Below are 19,260 nucleotides of genomic sequence, written 5' to 3' on the forward strand. Positions count from 1 at the left end.
GAAATGCTTGATGTGAAAAAAATTTCCGTCGTCTTTAATGAAGGGACAGTTGATGAAAAGAAGGCATTAAACAATATTAACATAAGCTTGGAAAAAGGGGATTTTGTCACTGTTATCGGCAGTAATGGAGCGGGGAAGTCCACACTCATGAACGTTATTGCCGGCCAACTTTTACCTGATGTTGGAGATGTGCTCATTAACGGAAAACAGGTCGTCCACCTTTCAGAGTACAGACGCTCCCGTTTTATCGGCCGGGTTTTCCAGGATCCGATGGCAGGGACGGCACCATCCATGACGATTGAGGAAAATTTAGCGATGGCCTATTCAAGAAATAAGAAACGAAAATTAACCTTTGGTGTTACGAAACATCGCAAGAAAATGTTCAAAGAATACTTGCAGACATTGAATCTTGGTTTGGAAGATCGTCTGCCAGCAAAAGTTGGGTTGCTGTCAGGTGGAGAACGGCAGGCGCTATCTCTGCTCATGACAACTTTTACCGACCCAGATATTCTCTTGCTGGATGAGCATACGGCAGCCCTTGACCCATCCCGGGCGGAGTTAATTACGGATCTTACGAAAAAAGTCGTGGCGGATGCGGGGCTTACAACATTGATGGTGACCCATAACATGCAACAAGCCCTTGATCTCGGAAACCGGCTAGTCATGATGGATAAAGGACAAATTATTTTTGAAGCAAATGGGATTGATAAGCAGAGATTGACTGTAGAAGATCTCTTGCACGAATTCCAGCGGATTCGCAAGGTACAATTCGAGGATGACCGTGTCGTTTTAGGGTAAACAAGTTGTCAAGTAATCTTCATTTATCCCTATTCCAGTATGATTGTTACCATGCTAAAATGAGGGTATAAGATTTTATTTATACCGTGGGAGTGGAAAAAATGATGAAAAAGATGGCAATGATTATCCTTCTACTAGCGGGTCTTATCTTGGCTGCTTGCAACGCGGAAGAAGAGGGATCGGGAACCGAAGAAGCATCACGTGATATTGAACAATTAGTCTATGAATACAGTACTGGTACGTTTAAGGATGTCTCTGCATCCATCACCTCTAAGGAGTTGATTGTGACAAATGAGAATAATGAAGAAGAAATCTATGACCTTCCTGAAGATAAATTCTTCCTATCGATCGCACCATTTGAAGAAGTAACCCATCCTTGCTTCGATCATAGCTTAACCGGGTGCCAGGGCGAGATGGTAAAAGAAGCATTTGCAGTGAAAATTACGGATAGCGAGGGCAACATCGTCGTCAATGAAACAGTGGAAACGATGGACAATGGATTTATTGATCTCTGGTTGCCGCGTAACGATGAATTTGAAGTGAAAATATCGTATGAAGGTAAAACAGCAGAAGAAGTTCTATCCACTTATGAAGGTGATGGAACGTGTGTTACAACGATGCAATTGCTTTGAACCTCTCACGACTGAAATCACGAGTGTCCTTATTTATAAAAAAGACCTGCCAATCAAGAAGAATGGCAGGTCTTTTAATAACTTTTTAGATAACGCCCTGAGCTATCATTGCATCGGCAACTTTCTTAAATCCGGCAATGTTTGCACCTTGGATTAAGTTCGTGGCATTATCAAATTGTTCGGTTGCATCTACACAATTTTCATAAATGTTCATCATAATATCTTGGAGGCGTTCATCCACTTCTTCAAATGTCCATTTGAGACGCATGCTGTTTTGTGCCATTTCCAACTGGGAAACAGCCACTCCACCAGCATTTGTTGCTTTGGCCGGTCCGAACGTTACACCGTTTTCGAGCAATACATTTGTTGCTTTTTGCGTGCATGGCATGTTTGCCCCTTCCGCAACGGCGATGACACCGTTTTTGACAAGTTCAAGCGCATCTTCTTCATCTAGTTCGTTCTGAGTTGCACAAGGTAAGGCAACGTCACAAGGGACACTCCAAATACCTTTACAGTTCTCATGGAATGTTGTATCTGGATCGAATGCCAGGTAATCACTAACTCTGCCTTTATCAACTTGCTTAATCCTTTTAAGTACTTCAACGACAATACCATTTTTATTATAAATGTAGCCGGAAGTATCACTGCAAGCGACAATTTTCGCTCCAAGCTGGCTCGCTTTTTCCATCGCATAAATCGATACATTACCGGAACCGGAAACGACGACGGAACTTCCGCTAATGTTACGGCCGATGTCTCTCAGCATTTCTTTCAAGAAATAAATCGTTCCATAACCGGTTGCTTCGGTTCTTCCGAGACTGCCACCATAAACGGGAGCTTTTCCAGTAATTACTCCAGCCTCATAAGCACCGCGTATTCGTTTATATTGGCCGAACATATAACCAATTTCCTTTGCTCCGACTCCAAGGTCGCCGGCAGGAACGTCAATGTCAGGTCCGATATATCTGGCGAGCTCGGTCATATAGCTTTGACAAAAGCGCATGATTTCATTATCCGACTTTCCTTTTGGATCGAAGTCAGCCCCGCCTTTAGCCCCGCCGATTGGTTGGCCGGTTAGTGAGTTTTTAAATGTTTGTTCAAATCCTAAAAATTTTACGATACTCAAGTTAACGCTTGGGTCAAAGCGGATACCACCTTTGAAAGGCCCGATAGCACTATTGAATTGTACTCGATACCCACGGTTTACTTGGGTTTTTCCGTTGTCATCCACCCATGTGACGCGAAAAGAAATAACGCGTTCGGGTTCAACGATTTGTTCGAGGATACCCAATTCCATGTAATGAGGTTCTTTTTCTAATAGAGGGAGAATCGATTGGAGGAAGACAGCAACAGCTTGGTGGAACTCAGGTTGATTCGGATCTCGTTTCACAACCGAACGATAAATTTCATCGAGATATGTGGATACTTTTTTATTCTCAGTATCTAGTTGGTTACTGATTGTGTTCATATATTTGCCAATCCTCCTTATATCTGTACGTATAACTATATTTCAATTTTACCTTTTTATATCTATCTAAACAATATAAATAATAGATATAATCAATGCCGATATGAGATAATAAGCATAGGAGGGCTGAAATACATGGAACTAAGACAGATTAAATACTTTATTGAAGTAGCGAAAAGAGAACATGTAACCGATGCCGCAAATCACCTGCATGTTGCCCAGTCTGCGGTTAGCCGGCAGATTGCGAAGCTTGAAGAAGAACTTGGGGTTAGTTTATTTATTCGTGAAGGGAGAAATGTCCGGCTCACTCCAATTGGAGAAATTTTCTTAAAGCATATGGAGCAGGCGATCCATGTGATTGAAGATGCGGAACAGGTCATTCATGAATATACCGACCCCGAGAAGGGAACGATCCATATTGGCTTCGTCAGTACGTTGGCATTGTATATTTTGCCGACATTGATCTCTGCCTTTCGCAGGAATTACCCGGAAGTTAAATTTAAATTAATTCAAGGGAATTATTATGAATTAAAAAACTATGTATTGAAAGGGAAGACGAATATGGCATTACTTGCGCCGGTGCCAGTGGATGAAGCTCGCTTACAGGGGAAGGTGCTGTCAACGGAAAAAGTCGTCGCCTTATTACCCCTGAATCATCCAAAAGCAAATCAACGTGCATTACAGCTCACGGATCTGCGCGAGGAATCTTTTATCATGTTTCCGGAAGGCTTTATCTTAAGACGTATTCTCGTCCAGGCTTGTGAACAAGTTGGTTTTACACCTAAGGTTACGTCTGAAGGGGATGATATTGATGCACTCAAGGGGCTCGTCTCGGCAGGTCTAGGCATTTCTCTTGTTCCGGAAAGCACCCTCGTCGACAATCAACCACGGGCAACGGTCCGAATTCCATTAATTGATCCAGTCGTTACCCGCACGGTTGGGATGATCATTCCCGCCGACCGAGAATTACTACCGACGGAGAAAATCTTTTATGAATTTGTCGTTGATTTCTTCAGCCGTTTAGAACAGTTTAAGCAATAATGGTTACATTATTTAATTCAGTGATTCCATATTAAGCAATTCCCCGGTTTCAGCATCAATCGCGAGTTCGGAATCGACTTTTCAGCAGAGTTTATACTGCTCGCTTTCTTTATCATAAACATAGACCTGGGTAAGTTCAATCGTTCTATATAGCTTCGATTCGTTTCGCAACGCCTGGGACTGCGATTACTCGTCTCACTGAAGAGCGTTTGTATTAGCACATCCTCTGATTCGTAGCAACGTACAAACTGTGCCTCCCACGACGGGGCGTACTTAATCGAATTTCCCCTAGTTCTGGGTTGACTTTCACCACAAGGGTATAAGTGCGACTAAGCCTTATAAAGACTGCTCGGCAATTCTTCTCTATTGATTGGAGGAGTGTGAAGTTTGATAGTTGTTGGGCGCAGAGCGGACGTGGCTAGCCCTGGATACTTAAGTTAAGAAATCCCTTCAGCCGAAAATGGTGAAGGGATTTGTTTTTAATGAAAATAGTTTAGTAATCCTTGTGCAATCGATTCAGCAACTGTCTGCTGGTAATCGGCAGTTTGAATCACGGATAAATCATACGGATTTGTAATGAATCCTAGCTCAAGTAAAATGGCTGGTGCATCTGTATTGCGCAATACTTTATAACCTGTCTGTCCCAGTCCTCGATTCGTTAAAGGAACAGTAGAACTAAGATTTGAATGAACATGCTTCCCTAACTGATACCCCGCATCACTATAATAGAACGTATTAATTCCTTGTACGGAAACGATAGGGAACGAATTATAGTGGATACTGATGAAAGCATCCGTGTCATAGGCATTGCTCAAATTTGCTCGCTCATCCAATGATGAATAATAATCCGATGTCCGTGTTTCGATTACGGTTGCCCCGTAATTCCGCAGCACTTGCGCAATTGTATTAGTCGTTTGGTGGACGAGGTCTTTCTCGTGTATCCCGCTAAGACCAATTGCACCAGGGTCTTTTCCGCCATGCCCGGCGTCCAACACAATGTTAAAACCGGAAAGGGAGCTGTTTGCTGAAGATTCAACTTGTTCCGTACTGGCACTTGCAACTTGTGTAGTTCCCGTTTCTGTTGCAGTCTCACTTGTGCTTGCCATGTTTGTTTGCGAACTTGTTAGCCAAGCAGCAATCCAGCCTGTATCTTCGTTAGGCAGCTTAATATTTACCCAATCCCCGGAAACGGAGATTGTATGAAATGTTTCCCCTTGTACTGACCCTGCAATGACTGCATGATCCAGACTTGGACCAGAGCGAATGTTCACACTCGGTGCCGTAACGGTAATCTGGCCGGCGGTTGTTGACTCAGACGCTTTTGTTGTAGCGGCTTGATCAGAACTTGCTGTGGTGACTGCAGAGTCGGTAGGAATTAAATGATGTTTCGCGACCCAGGCGGTGCTTCCGCCATAATACGTCTGCACCCAGCCATATTGCTCCCCAAAGGCGGTGAGCTTATCCCCTTTATTTAGTAACCCGATAATCCTTGCATCACCTGCAGGATCTTCGCGAACGTGGAGTATGTTAGCCCCGACTTCATAGGTTTGTCCACTTGCTGCTTCCATTTTTTCCACATGAATAAAGAAAGTAAGTAATACTATTACGATAAAGCTAATCTTGAGGTTCTTCATAAATGCCTCCTGCTACTTTTGGAAAAAATTAGATTAATAGTTTTATAATAATATGAATGAATATAGTAAACAAGGGAATAAGAGAAATAAATCAAGAATGATAATAAAGGACTATTCAGAAAATATAGGAAAAAGGTCTGGAAAAGCTAATTAACTAAATGAACGTAACTGCCGATTACTTCATTCAGCGTTTAGTTGGGCACGGCCTTAGTCTCGACGTGTTTATGCAGACGTTACCCCATACGAGAGTGTTCTTAGTCTGCCTCGGAAGAAAGGCACTTCCTACGGGCCTCATCGTCTCCGCTTTCCCGCGGGATTCAGCGTCCTGCAGGTAACTGAACTGGTAGGGACAATTATTATGAGTGGAAACTATCTCGTCTCAAGATCAGCGGTCTATTCTTAAATGAAAAATAGTGTTTCAAATTGGATTTTTCCTCGGAGCAGTCCAGACACCTCGAGACTCCTGCGGGAGGATAGGCTTGGTGAGACCCCACAGGGCGTTAGCCCGAGGAGGCTCACCAGCCGCCCGCGGAAAGCGAGAGGTGTCTGGACTGCGGACCTCCAGAAGAAAGTTGCACTAATGCTGAATGAAGGTGATTCATAGCTTTTCTAGGCTTTTTTGGGACTAAGTTTTTACATAAAAAAGGAGCGCATCCATTTAGCGGATGCGCTCTGTACATGCTTATGCTTATTAATCCCATACTTCGCTTGCGATAATTAAACTAACACATACTCCTATACCCAAGGCTATAACATACATTAACATACTTATTACCCCCTACAAGTGAATACTATTATACTAGTATTATAGTATATTTCTAGATTAAATGGAAAAAGTACTTCACGCTTTTAACCATTTCCAAATTTCTCCGGGAGTTGCATTCTTCCCATACATAAGAATTCCGACTTTGAAGATCTTACCAGCAAGTCGAATAAATACAAGGACACTAACGATAATAATTACAAGTGAAATACTAATCTCAAGCCACGGCCAAACATCGAGCATCGTGAGTCGGAGCAGTAATACACCTGGTGCCGTGAATGGAATATAGGTACCGATTTGTGCCATTAAGCCAGAAGGATCCCCAACGACCGGACCGATGAAAATAAATGGCAAGAACGGAAGCATCATGACGATTCCTTGGAAATTTCCTGAAGTCGTCACATCTTCAATCGTAGCCCCAATTCCGACAAAGATTGCTGCGAACATTAAGTAGTTTAAGACGGCAAGGAGTACGAATAGAAGAGTCTCTGGGACGAACAGATACTCAAATAGCGGAACATCGGTTAGAAACAGGATCATTGGCACTAAAAATACAAGCAATACAGCGGCCTGCACAAGTCCAAGGACGAAATAACCGATAATTTTCCCTTGCATCAATTCCTCAGGAGTGACGGAAGAGAGAATGATTTCAGCAATTTTATCTTTTTTCTCCTGGGATGCACTTTGGAACATTGCCATCCCGGTGAAAAGGATCGAAATGAAAATAATTCCTCCAAAGGCTGCTGGGACGATTCCCGCTAGGAAGTCTTCACCGGATGCCTCGTCTTCAAGAGCTTTGTCGTTCGTCATTTCTTCTGCATCCATTTCGACAAACTGAATCCCGCGAGAGACAGCAAGCGATTGCTCTTCCGTTAACCCGAGCGCTTTCATCTGATGGGCGAGGATTGGCCCTTGGAAAATTGCTAGTTGACTTGAAAAGAATGGATCGACATCTTCCGCGATATATACTGGAACGACACCATCATTTAAAGCAGCTTCATTTAATAAAATATAGGCGGTATCCTCCGCACCATCTAACTCAGCAGCAACGTCGCCAATTTCCACATTCGCTTCCTCTATAGACCATTCCAGTCCACTTTCAGAAGCATATTGTGTAAGTTCATCTATGATACCAATCTCATCATTAATAAAAACAGTCATCTCATCTTCATGAGAGTCATCGTCAGAACTGCCTCCAATCCAGCTGCCAATCAAGCCGAAACCGACGATTAATAGGGGAGTAAGGAATAACCCGATTAGAAAGGTTTTATTTTTCATATTTCGCTTGATTTCCCATTTCGCAACTTTCATTGCATTACGCATGGATTTCACCTTCTTCCGACATTAAGCGTTTATCTGTAGCGATATCAATAAAGATTTCATGGAGAGATACTCGGTCAATCGCCAGCTCCTGAATCGTAACATCGTCTGGCAGTTGTTTCAGCCAACGGTTTGGATTAACATCCTTCGTTAAGTAAAGAATGGCTACATCGCCGTCCTGTTCGATATTTTCAACTTCAGGAATCGTCTCGAGTGTACCTCTTTCATTGCTTCCACGAATGGTACATTTGAAATTCGCATATTCTTGTTTTACATCATAGAGTGACCCATAAATGATCTTTTCTCCACGCTGAATCATAAATAAACGGTCGCACATTTCTTCGACCAGGTTCATTTGATGAGAAGAAAGTAAAATAGCAGTGCCATTATCCCGGAGACTTCGAATTTCATCTTTGAAAATTTCCTGACTCACTGGATCAAGGCCGGAGAAAGGTTCATCGAGGATTAATAACTCCGGTTCATGGATGACTGCGCCGATAAATTGTACCTTCTGTCCCATTCCTTTTGATAATTCTTCCATTTTGACATTTTCTTTTCCTTCCAAGTCAAACTTTTTCAAGTAATCAAGAATACGTTTCTTTGCCTTGTCCAAGGGGTAACTTTTTAAATCAGCAAGGTAAAGCAAGATGTCCATCACTTTCACATTTTTGTACAAGCCCCGTTCTTCGGGAAGGTAGCCAATTTTATTTTGTGGTATTCCTTTTCCTTGGTGGTTATGGAATGTTACAGTTCCTTCATCGGGATACATGATTCCCATAATATTACGGATGGTTGTTGATTTCCCTGCTCCGTTCGGCCCAAGGATGGCCATTATTTCACCCTTATTTACTTCGAAGGATATGTTTTTTAAAACTTGTTTGTCTTTAAAGGATTTATTAAGTCCTTTTACTTCCAACATCGTTTCCATACAGGTATAGACTCCTTTCCAATATAAAATATGTATGCTTCGCCGTAGTAGGTTATACGGATGGAATAGATAAAAGTTTCATAGTGGCGCACTTTTTAAAAAATTCTTCTTAGCAAAGTAACTTACTTGCTTTCATTCAGCGTAAGTATCTGGCTCGTTCACTAATTATGGCGTTCTAACCGCCGTTCAGTTGCCCAGTGGACGGATGCTTTCCGTGGGCACAGCCGAAGCCTCCTCGGGCTACCGCCCTGCGGGGTCTCCGGACTCGTGCTATTCCCGCAGGAGTCACCGTCCACTGGGCAACTGAACTGGTAGAGAGTGTTATTGTTGATGGAAAATATCCCACCATAATAAGCGTTCTATTTAAGAAATAATAAATAGTGCTCCAAATTTGGCCTTTCCTCGGAGCAGCCCAGACACCTCGAGACTCCTGCGGGAGGCCGGCTAAGTACGGTCACGTCCTGTGACCAATGCCGGCATTAGAACCTCCTGTTCGTCGATAGGCCTAGGTGAGACCCCGCAGCGCGCAAAGCGTGCGAGGAGGCTCACCAGCCGCCCGCGGAAAGCGAGAGGTGTCTGGACTGCGAACCTCCAGAAGAAAGTTGCACTTACACTGAAAGAAAGCAATCTACCATGCGGGCGCTTGATAAGGATGATTTGCTTTCTCATTTACAGATGCGCAAGTTAAGATATTTCCATTCTCGAAGTAATCCGGTATAATTTAGTATTAAGCATTTAGGAGAGGATGTCTGATCAAATGGGAGAGGCAAGAGCATACTCGAGACCAAAAGAGGAAAAAATTTGGACAAAGGATTTTATATTTATTTGGTTAGCTAACTTTTTTATTTTTCTTGGTTTCCAAATGACGCTGCCAACACTCCCGCTCTATGTAAAGGAGCTTGGTGGCAGTGACCAGATGGTTGGTATCATTGTTGGGATCTTTACTTTTTCGGCATTATTATTAAGACCATTCGCTGGCCATGCATTGGAAACAAAAGGGCGTGGCTTCGTATATATTATTGGGTTAGCTATTTTTGTAATAACAATGGGGATTTATGGGTTCCTTGCAAGTATTTTTCTACTCGGATTAGTACGGGTGATTCAGGGTGCAGGCTGGGGATTTTCTACGACTGCAGGAGGAACAATTGCAACAGACTTGATTCCACCTAAGAGAAGAGGAGAGGGGATGGGGTATTTCGGATTATCTGGAAATATTGCCCTTGCCATGGGGCCGTCCCTCGGTTTATCCCTTGTTGGCATCATTTCGTTTCGGGATATCTTTTTCATCTGCGCAACACTTGGACTTACTGCATTACTTTTATCCCTTGGCATACGTTATAAAAAGGTAGAAGCACCGGAGACACAATCAAAACCTGCTCGTTTTGATGTGCTTGAGAAGACTGCGTTACAGCCTTCGATCCTTATGTTTTTCATTACGGCGACATTTGGCGGGATCGCTACCTTCTTACCACTTCATGCACTAGAGCGGAATGTAGAAGGGATTACAATGTATTTTCTTGTTTACGCGATTTTCCTTATGTTTTCCCGGCTCTTTGCAGGACAGATTTATGATAAGAAAGGGCATCTCTATGTCTTCATTCCAGGTGCTCTTTTCATCTTTTCTGCCATGCTTTTACTCGCTTGGTTACCAAGTAAGACGATTTTGTTGACTGCAGCAGCGTTGTATGGATTTGGTTTTGGAACAGTACAACCGGCGCTTCAGGCCTGGGCGGTAGATAGGGCGGAAGCGAACCGGAAAGGGATGGCGAACGCAACATTCTTTTCCTTCTTTGACTTAGGGATTGGAGTTGCTGCGATTTTCTTCGGGATGCTCGCATCGAATATTAATTACGCATCGATTTATATTGCATCATCGATCTCCATTCTTTGCTCCATCATCATTTATATTTATTTTTATCTAAAAGGAAAACGGCAGCGGAGCGTAATATGATTTCTTTTCACTTTTATCCTTGCTTCCTTTAAAATGGAACTAAGGCAATAACATAAAGGCAGGTAGTAGGATCTTGAAACCATTAAAGGATGTTAATATCAGCAGATTATTCCCATCGGTCATCTACCGTCGGGGAGTCGATTATTATAACAAGGGCAGAGTCAGTGAACCGCTCTATGACAGGAATCATGGTGTGTGGACAACAACCGTCACCGGTACGGAAGATTATTTTGTGGAAATCGATGTAAAAGGCATCAATAAAGGAATGATTGAAACGTATTGTGATTGCCCAGCGTTCGACACATATGGCTCCTGTAAGCATATTGTAGCAACTTTGCTAATGATACAAGCGAAGGACGGGTCCGGGGAACAGGCAGTTTCCTATGATTATAAAATTACAGACCGGTTCATTGAGCAGATTAGCGAGCTGCAGCAATTAGACCAGAAAAATCCGAGCCTTGTCATGGACCAGACGCCGGTACAGGTAGAGTATCATTTGCATGTTAGTTATAGTGGCAATTTACTCATTGAATTGAAATTCGGAGAGAATCGCACTTATGTGGTAAAAGAACTGGTTGAACTAATCGATGCAGTCCTTTCTGGTAAAGAATACTTTTTCACGAAGAACTTCACATTCAGGCCAGAGGAAAATTATCTTCTGCAGTTGGATGAGGAAGTATTCCGGATGTTACATGCGATCTGGAAGAATGAAAATATTTACCACTCCACGTTCTATTCGATGACAAATTCAGCCGACAACCGGTATATGACAATTCCGCCTCTTGCCGCGCGTGATTTGCTCATGAAGCTTGCAAACCGGAAGACAACGGTTACAGTTGCGGACCGGACGTATGAGGATGTAACGATTGCTGAAGAGGGATTCCCTTTTCAATTTATGCTTGAAAAAAGTAACGAAGCGGACATTTTGCTGCGGCTTAAAGAAGGCAGCGGTATGTCTATTTTAAAGGAATATAATATGCTGTTGAATAATGGGGTCTTTTATTTCATTACTCCAGAACAAACCGAGATTGTTGCCAGCTTGTTTAAATTTAACATTAATCATCATGCCCTTGCGATTTCAAAGCAGCAGGCAGACCGTTTCTTTTCCGAAGTCATTCCGTCTTTAAAAACGGTAGGTGCTGTCACGGTTGCAGAGAATATTATTGAAGAAGTCATTCAGGTGCCACTTCAAGCGAAACTTTACCTTGAATTGCAGGATGAGGTAGTGAAAGGAAAGTTGGAATATCAATACGGAAAGCATCTCGTTAACCCATTTAATGGACGCGGGCAAAATGATGTGATCATTATCCGTGAAGTGGAGAAAGAACGGGAAATTATGGAGCTGATTGAGCATGCGAATTTCCGGTATAACGGGAAGGAACTCTATCTGGAAACAATAGAAGAAGAGGAGCTTTATGAATTCCTTTATAAAATCCTCCCACTGTTGGCGGACAAAGTGGAATTGTTTCTGACGTCTGATTTGAAGTATATGATTGTAGAGCATGAACCGACAGCTACAACAAACGTGAATCTCGATTCGGCTTCCAATCTGCTTGAAATCAGCTTTGATATTGACGGAGTGGATGAATCGGAAGTGGATTCAATTTTACAGGCAGTTATTGAAAAGAAACGGTTTTACCGTTTAAATAGTGGGGCAATCCTCTCGCTTGAAAATGATGCTTTTTCCTCTATAAATGAGTTTTTCGATCAGCTGGATATAAAAAAACAGGATGTGACCAGCGGAAACGTGCAAATGCCGCTCTACCGGAGTACGCAAATTGATGAACTGATCGATACGAAAAAAAGCTATGACCCGGAATTCCGCTCACTCATTCATTATTTGCGTTCACCAGAAGAACATGTAGATAAATTGCCGGAAAATCTGGACGCCGATTTAAGGAATTATCAGCTGACAGGCTATCAATGGTTCAAGTCACTCAGTCGTTATCACTTAGGTGGGATTTTGGCAGATGATATGGGGCTTGGGAAAACATTGCAGACAATCGCTTATCTTGCATCTGAACCGAGTGACAAGCTGCATCTAGTCGTCGCTCCATCATCGGTTGTTTATAATTGGAAGAATGAATTCGATAAATTCACACCACATTTAAAGGTTGAAATATTAACCGGGACACCGGCAGAAAGACTTGAAAAAATCGAGAATAAGCAGGATGTCGATGTTTGGATCACTTCATATTCAACAGTACGTCAGGATATCGAACAATATAGCCAACTCGACTTTCAAACATTGATCCTGGATGAAGCCCAATATATTAAAAACTATGCAACGAAGACGTCCCAGGCAATCCGTCAGATCAATGCTTCTCGCCGCTTTGCTTTAAGTGGGACACCGATTGAGAACTCGATTGAAGAATTATGGGCCATTTTTCAAGTCGTTTTGCCAGGCTTAATGCCGAATATACGAAGTTTCAAGCAGCTTTCGAATGAGAGAATTGCAAGTATCACAAGACCGTTTATTTTACGCCGTTTAAAGCAGGATGTATTGAAGGAATTACCGGATAAAATTGAATCTGTTAGTCTTTCTGAGTTGACCAAGGAACAAAAGGAATTGTACGTCGGTTATCTGCAGCAAGTACAGCAAGACGCTTCTGAGTCACTTCAAGATAGTGGCTTTAATAAGAACCGGATGAAGATTCTCGCAGGACTGACAAGATTGCGGCAGCTATGCTGTCACCCCTCTTTATTTATTGAGAATTATCAAGGGGAGTCGGGCAAGCTAATGCAATTAATGGAAACGGTGAAGACAGCTCTTGAAAACGACAAACGAATGCTGATATTCTCCCAATTCACGAGTATGCATGAATTGATTATTAAGGAACTGAATAAAGAAGGAATCGATTTCTTTTACCTGAGCGGAGATACGGCTTCCGAGGAACGTCAGCATATGAGCGAACGCTTTAACGGCGGGGAGAAGAGTGTCTTCCTTATTTCGCTAAAGGCAGGGGGAACCGGGTTGAACCTGACCGGTGCGGATACGGTTATCTTATATGACCTCTGGTGGAATCCGGCCGTAGAAGATCAGGCAACCGGCAGAGCCCACCGCTTTGGACAGAAAAATATCGTTCAAGTCATCCGTCTCATTGCAGAAGGAACGATTGAAGAAAAGATCTACGAATTGCAACAGAAAAAACGTGAACTCATCAACCAAGTCATTCAGCCAGGCGAACAAATGCTAAGCAGCCTGAGCGAAGATGATATTCGGGAATTATTGAGTTTGTAAATGAAAAGAAATCCTCCATATGACCCTTTATTAGGGGCAATATGGAGGTTTTTTGTTTGCATTAATGATTCAGCGTAAATAACTTGCGTGGTCTCCCTTTTTTATAGGGTCGTTCTTCACCAGCTACCCTTATGACATCCCCTGTTAGTAACTTATTTACCGTCCGTTCAGCACTCCGTTTCGTTACTTGATAAAACAATGCCACATCATTTGTTGAGAATGGTTCATTATTTCGGTTGGTAATAAAATCAATAAAATTATACGAAAGCTCATTATTCAATCGAGCATCGTGGATCAATGCTTGATATAGACTTGATGTGTCAATCTCCTTTTCGACGCCAATCGGTCCAATCATTTCTTGTCTTTCATTTGTGATATAACAAATACTATGATCACTTCGTAGACAGCTTTCATGCGCTATTTCGGCATTTTTCGCGGCTTCGAGTGCACTGAGCCCTAGTCCGAATCCAAGATAAACAGGAAGCTTACTGCTTTTCATTTCTTGTAATAAAGGAAATGAACGGTAATGTTCTTTCAAATGCTTATGTAGCTTCTCACTGCCGTATATAATAAATCGTCTTTCCTTCGTCTCTGTGAAGGTTGAATCTGTCCGATTGGTAAACCGTGCTACGATTCTCCTGATTTGCTTTAAAATATCTAAACGATGTCCGACGATTTCTGTGTTTTCATCAATTCCTTGGATTGAAATATAGCCAGTCACCATCTGTGTGTTTTCCGATTCACTTAATTTGGCAAGTGAAATGGCTTTCTCTAGCGCTTGTTTCAGCCGGAGATTAGGTAAGTGAATGGTGCTTGCTGGGATATTTTTTTGCTGAAGAGCTGCAGTGATTTCTGCTGTACTTGCAAGAACATGATCGATATTCCCTTTTTGCCAAAGCGTAGTGTAATAGGTGAGCAGGCTGTCTATATCTGGTCTCTCCCACGAGTCATGCAGGTATGAGTGAATCTGTCCGTCTTCCAAGTCTAGCTCACTTTTTACATCTCTTAGGTAGGCTTCATCAAACAAATCGAAAGCAATTCGTTTAACTGGACCTTCCGCTTGTAATCGGTAGAGGGCCGCGCTTATCCTATACGGGTCCAATTCAATCGCTACGGTTGGCAGGCGTTTCCTTTCAATTTGATTTCGGGCAAATAGATAAGAGAGATATTCTGTAAATAAGTAAACATCACAATTATAAACGGTATCAAGGAGAGAGGTTGTCTCATTCACATTGGAATAAACGAAAGGCAACAATTCAATCTCGGCATCTTCTGGTAAAATTGCATAAACTCGGTCAATTGTTTCCTGTATTCCGAACACAGCTATCTTTACTTTCATCTCATTAACCTCCAATCATGAGAAACATCAAAATATTTACACACTATCATATTGAATTTTCGTAATATTGTCAAGAAGTGAATTGAAAACGGATACATTTTTGTTGAATTTTTTACTTAAAGCAGGTAGAGTAGTTAGAAAGGAATAGTACGAACCTAATTCGTGATTTGTATGGTAATTATCGTTAAATTCCTATAGAAAATTGCTAACTTGCCGATAGTTTACAAGAATTATATTGACAAAATAGAGACTTTTGTTAGAATTTTACGTATAACGAAAGGGGGATATAAGGTGAAAAAGAGTAAATTATCTATTTTCTCCGTTCTTTTGATAGCGCTTGCTTTATTCTTGGCAGCTTGTGGCGGAGGAGATGACGAAGGAGATGCAACTGGGGATACTGGCGGCGACAAAGCCAGTAATGAAGGCACTGAGGATGTAGAAACGGGAGAAGATACGCCCGATTTTCTAAGTATGCTTACGGGTGGAACGGGCGGTACTTATTACCCGCTTGGCGGAGAAATGGCGCAAATTATCACGAGTGAGACAGGGATTCAAACAGATTCTCCGTCTTCCAATGCTTCTGCGGATAATGTTATTGCCCTTAAAGAAGGCGAGGCAGAGCTTGCTTTTGTACAAACAGACGTCGTAGCTTTCGCGGTAGAAGGAATTAATGCGTTTGAAGGTGAACCGGTTGACAATGTATTGGCAATAGGATCCCTTTATCCGGAAACGGTGCAAATTGTAACAACAGCAGATTCAGGTATCGAATCAGTGGAAGACCTTGCGGGTAAAAAGGTATCTGTAGGTGCACCAGGATCAGGTACTTATATCAACGCTGAACAGATATTCGAAGCTTACGATATGACAATGGATGATGTCGATGCCCAGCATTTGGATTTCGACGAATCAACTGGCGGTATTCAAGACGGTAATATCGATGCAGCATTCATCACTGCAGGTACACCTACTGGGGCAGTTGAAGGCTTAGGTGCTACAACAGAAGTTTCCGTCGTACCGATTGAGCAAGACAAGATTGATGCCATTATTGAAAAATATCCATACTATGCAGAGGACACGATTCCTGCGGGGACATACAGTAGTGTAGATGAAGAGATCAAGACTGTAGCAGTTCTTGCAATGCTTGCGGTGACAGACTCCTTATCAGAAGATGTTGTCTATGACATTACGAAAGCAATCTATGATAATGCGGACACGATTACACACTCTAAAGGGGAATTTATTACACCAGAAACAGGTGTTGAAGGAATCGGAATCGATTTCCACCCAGGTGCGGAGCGTTACTTCAAAGAAGCAGGAGTGCTTGATGAATAATTAACTGAATTTCGTGGCCGGCAATCAAGACGGTAGATTAGTTTTGAACGCCGGCCGTTTTATCACGTATTAACGGTCTGTAATACCCCCACCTCTAAGCATGAGGGTAACCCTACATGTGAAGGTGGGGGTATACAGTCCGTAAAACCCTGATTCTGTTCAACTAACATTCAGTGGGGGGGAGAAGAAACCCCCACTGAATGAAGTTTCACTTTATTGACGAAAAAACTGGTGGTTACATAGAATGAAATTTAAAAAGATGATTATTGCCTTTATAATCCTAGTGCTTATTGTCCTCATTTTATTTATCCCCACGCACACGGCACTCGTATTTTATAACGAAAATACGGAGGAGATTGCCGCTTTTCTACCGATGAATGAAGGGGATCAATTCGATATTATATTTACTCATTCCATCCACCTGACAGATGTTGAGGAGAAATATGTCGTAACAGCAGATTTAAATATTGAACAATATGAAATGATTTTTGAATCTTTTGGAATTGGGATGCCTTCCAATGCGGAGGAAGGTCAGACATTCGAAGTGAAGGATGGGTTGTATCACATTGGTAATATGAATAACATATTCGAATCTCTGCTTATCCGCAATGGAAAAACCGTGTCCGAACATCGGCTCCGCTGGCAATATGCGGGTGATGATGAAGTGCAGATGGTCTGGTTCAATGATTACTTTGAACCGGGTGCATGGTATACGGTGAAAATAGATAAACTTCCGTTATGGAAATACTTGAAAGGAGTGAAGATAGATGAGTGACAAAAATGAAAAGGTTGACGTTGAACAATTGTCGGAAGAAGAACAGCAGAAGTTGATGGAGAAATATGACACGGAATCAAACCAGAGAAAGTTAGGTGGGATTCTTGGATGGGTTGTCTTTCTTACCCTGATTGCTTTTTCTTTATTCCATCTTTACACCGGAGCATTTGGTGCCAAAACGGCATATATCCAACGGACGATTCACCTAGGATTTGCTTTATCACTCATTTTCTTACTATTCCCGGCGAAAAAGGGATTAAAGAAATCAAGTGTTCCATGGTATGACTGGATACTCATAATCTTGTCTATTATCGTTTGTGCATACTGGCCCTTATTCTATGATGATTTAGTAGTAAAGGTCGGTAGTATTGATAACACGCAAATGATTATTGGAGGAATAGCAATTCTGCTCGTTTTAGAAGCAGCAAGACGAGCGGTTGGTTTGCCAATCGTCATTATTGCATCCTTGTTTCTTGCCTATGCGTACTTTGGTCAGTCCATGCCAGGGATGCTCGCACACCGTGGGATGACGTTAAATCAGTTGATTAATACGATGTTCTTTACGACGGAAGGAATTTTAGGAACACCGATTCAAGTGTCTTCCACTTATATTTTCTTATTCCTGTTATTTGGGGCTTTTTTAGTTCAGACAGGTGTTGGACTTTACTTTAATGACTTGGCACTGGCAATTGCAGGACGCCGGGTTGGAGGACCTGCTAAAGTAGCGATTTTCTCAAGTGCTTTAAATGGTACAATCTCCGGAAGTTCTGTAGCGAATACGGTGACAACTGGATCTTATACGATTCCGATGATGAAACGGCTCGGATACAGACCAAACTTTGCTGGTGCGGTGGAAGCAGCCTCTTCAACTGGAGGGCAGATTATGCCACCGATTATGGGGGCAGCAGCGTTCCTTATGATTGAATTTGCGGGCGTTCCGTATTGGGATATTGCTAAAGCAGCGGTTATCCCCGCATTACTTTATTTCACTGGTATTTGGGTGATGACTCACTTGGAAGCGAAACGACTAGGGTTAGTTGGATTGCCAAAAGAAGAGCTGCCGGATAAAGTGCAAGTGTTGAAAAAACTGTACTTGCTCTTACCAATTCTAGCGATTGTCTATTTCCTGTTTGAAGGTTTTAGTATTGAGCGGACTGCTCTTTATGGTATCCTTGCTGCGATTCTTGTAAGTATGTTCAGTAAAGATACGAATATGTTCCTTGATGAGAATGGCAAATTTACTCTTGGTAAATTACTTACTGCGTTAACGGACGGCGCGCGGACGGCATTAGGTGTAGCGGCAGCGACAGCCTGTGCAGGGATTATTGTTGGAGTGGTGACAAGAAGTGGCCTCGGATTGAAATTAGGAAACAGTTTAGTTGGGCTCGCGGAAAGTATTGCATTTAATGATATGATGCTTATCTTGCTTACCCTATTCTTTACGATGATTACTTCTATTATTATTGGAATGGGGTCACCAACAACTGCTAACTATATTATTACTTCAACGATTGCTTTACCGGCGATTTTAACATTGAGTGATCAATTAGAAATGGCGATTCCAGTTCTAGCCGCCCACATGTTTGTGTTCTTCTTTGGAATTGTGGCGGATATTACCCCGCCAGTAGCGCTGGCGGCTTTTGCAGCTACGGGGATATCGGGCGGGGAACCGATACGTACGGGAGTGAATGCGACGAAGCTTGCAATTGCAGCCTTTATCATCCCGTATATGTTTATCTTTGAACCACAGCTCTTGATGATCGATGTCACCTTTCTAGGCTTGACATGGATTATTATTACGGCTCTTACCGGTATGATTGCAATTGGAGCAGGCCTAATCGGGTATTGGTACCGGAAGCTGGCCTGGTTTGAGCGGATCATTGCCTTTGTTGCGGGTATCTTGCTCATGTACCCAGAAGGAAACTCTGACCTGATTGGAGCAATTATTTTCGCAGTTATGCTTGTGATTCAGTTCATGGGTAAAAATAAAACTAACAGCAATGAGGAAAAGCAAGCGGCAAATGCGTGAATGAAAGTT

At 42.4% G+C, this 19,260-nt stretch carries 13 protein-coding genes; 8 read left to right on the top strand and 5 right to left on the bottom strand.

The features are described 5' to 3' along the window. Positions 1-3 precede the first annotated feature (3 nt). Both WKU33_RS00920 and WKU33_RS00925 read left to right on the top strand, forming a co-directional pair. Positions 4-798: an ABC transporter ATP-binding protein gene (locus WKU33_RS00920; RefSeq protein ID WP_340452784.1), complete on the top strand. Its 795-nt coding sequence runs from the start codon at positions 4-6 to the stop codon at positions 796-798. Positions 799-902: 104 nt separating this feature from the next. Next, positions 903-1,430: a CueP family metal-binding protein gene (locus WKU33_RS00925; RefSeq protein ID WP_340452831.1), complete on the top strand. Its 528-nt coding sequence runs from the start codon at positions 903-905 to the stop codon at positions 1,428-1,430. Positions 1,431-1,515: 85 nt separating this feature from the next. On the opposite strand, the gene gdhA is transcribed toward WKU33_RS00925, so the two are convergent. After that, positions 1,516-2,898 (bottom strand): NADP-specific glutamate dehydrogenase, encoded by a 1,383-nt coding sequence (gdhA, locus tag WKU33_RS00930; protein ID WP_340452785.1) that lies wholly within the window; start codon positions 2,896-2,898, stop codon positions 1,516-1,518. Between the two features lie 135 nt (positions 2,899-3,033). Here gdhA and WKU33_RS00935 point away from each other — a divergent pair, with 135 nt between their 5' ends. Further along, a complete protein-coding gene (locus tag WKU33_RS00935; protein WP_336251750.1) occupies positions 3,034-3,939 on the top strand; it encodes a LysR family transcriptional regulator in 906 nt (301 codons plus the stop codon). A 479-nt stretch (positions 3,940-4,418) separates the two neighbouring features. Here WKU33_RS00935 and WKU33_RS00940 read toward each other — a convergent pair whose 3' ends face one another. The 3 genes from WKU33_RS00940 to WKU33_RS00950 form a co-directional block, all read right to left on the bottom strand. After that, complete coding sequence (locus WKU33_RS00940; protein ID WP_340452786.1) at positions 4,419-5,573, bottom strand: N-acetylmuramoyl-L-alanine amidase; 1,155 nt, start codon at positions 5,571-5,573, stop codon at positions 4,419-4,421. 841 nt (positions 5,574-6,414) lie between these two features. Further along, positions 6,415-7,647, bottom strand: coding sequence for an ABC transporter permease (locus WKU33_RS00945; RefSeq protein ID WP_232334276.1), 1,233 nt, complete (start codon positions 7,645-7,647; stop codon positions 6,415-6,417). A gap of 4 nt (positions 7,648-7,651) precedes the next feature. After that, positions 7,652-8,584: an ABC transporter ATP-binding protein gene (locus WKU33_RS00950; RefSeq protein WP_156854104.1), complete on the bottom strand. Its 933-nt coding sequence runs from the start codon at positions 8,582-8,584 to the stop codon at positions 7,652-7,654. Between the two features lie 745 nt (positions 8,585-9,329). Here WKU33_RS00950 and WKU33_RS00955 point away from each other — a divergent pair. Beyond that, positions 9,330-10,535, top strand: a complete 1,206-nt coding sequence (locus WKU33_RS00955; RefSeq protein WP_340452788.1) for an MFS transporter — start codon at positions 9,330-9,332, stop codon at positions 10,533-10,535. Between the two features lie 73 nt (positions 10,536-10,608). After that, the gene (locus WKU33_RS00960) at positions 10,609-13,776 is read left to right on the top strand and encodes a DEAD/DEAH box helicase (protein WP_340452789.1); all 3,168 of its coding nucleotides are present in this window, start codon (positions 10,609-10,611) and stop codon (positions 13,774-13,776) included. 61 nt (positions 13,777-13,837) lie between these two features. On the opposite strand, the gene WKU33_RS00965 is transcribed toward WKU33_RS00960, so the two are convergent. Beyond that, positions 13,838-15,115 (bottom strand): hypothetical protein, encoded by a 1,278-nt coding sequence (locus tag WKU33_RS00965; protein ID WP_340452790.1) that lies wholly within the window; start codon positions 15,113-15,115, stop codon positions 13,838-13,840. Positions 15,116-15,406: 291 nt separating this feature from the next. Between WKU33_RS00965 and WKU33_RS00970 the strand changes: the two genes are divergently transcribed. The 3 genes from WKU33_RS00970 to WKU33_RS00980 all read left to right on the top strand — a co-directional run bounded on the left by WKU33_RS00970 (position 15,407) and on the right by WKU33_RS00980 (position 19,251). Continuing rightward, on the top strand, positions 15,407-16,447 hold the full coding sequence (locus tag WKU33_RS00970; RefSeq protein ID WP_340452791.1) for a TAXI family TRAP transporter solute-binding subunit: 1,041 nt from the start codon (positions 15,407-15,409) through the stop codon (positions 16,445-16,447). A 244-nt stretch (positions 16,448-16,691) separates the two neighbouring features. After that, complete coding sequence (locus WKU33_RS00975; RefSeq protein WP_188855836.1) at positions 16,692-17,222, top strand: DUF1850 domain-containing protein; 531 nt, start codon at positions 16,692-16,694, stop codon at positions 17,220-17,222. Next, the gene (locus WKU33_RS00980; protein ID WP_340452792.1) at positions 17,215-19,251 is read left to right on the top strand and encodes a TRAP transporter permease; all 2,037 of its coding nucleotides are present in this window, start codon (positions 17,215-17,217) and stop codon (positions 19,249-19,251) included. The genes WKU33_RS00975 and WKU33_RS00980 overlap by 8 nt, the downstream gene beginning before the upstream one ends. Positions 19,252-19,260 lie beyond the last annotated feature (9 nt).

Origin of the sequence: Oceanobacillus sp. HCA-5259 (assembly GCF_037892815.1) — a bacterium.
GTDB classification, from domain to species: Bacteria; Bacillota; Bacilli; order Bacillales; family Amphibacillaceae; genus Oceanobacillus; species Oceanobacillus indicireducens.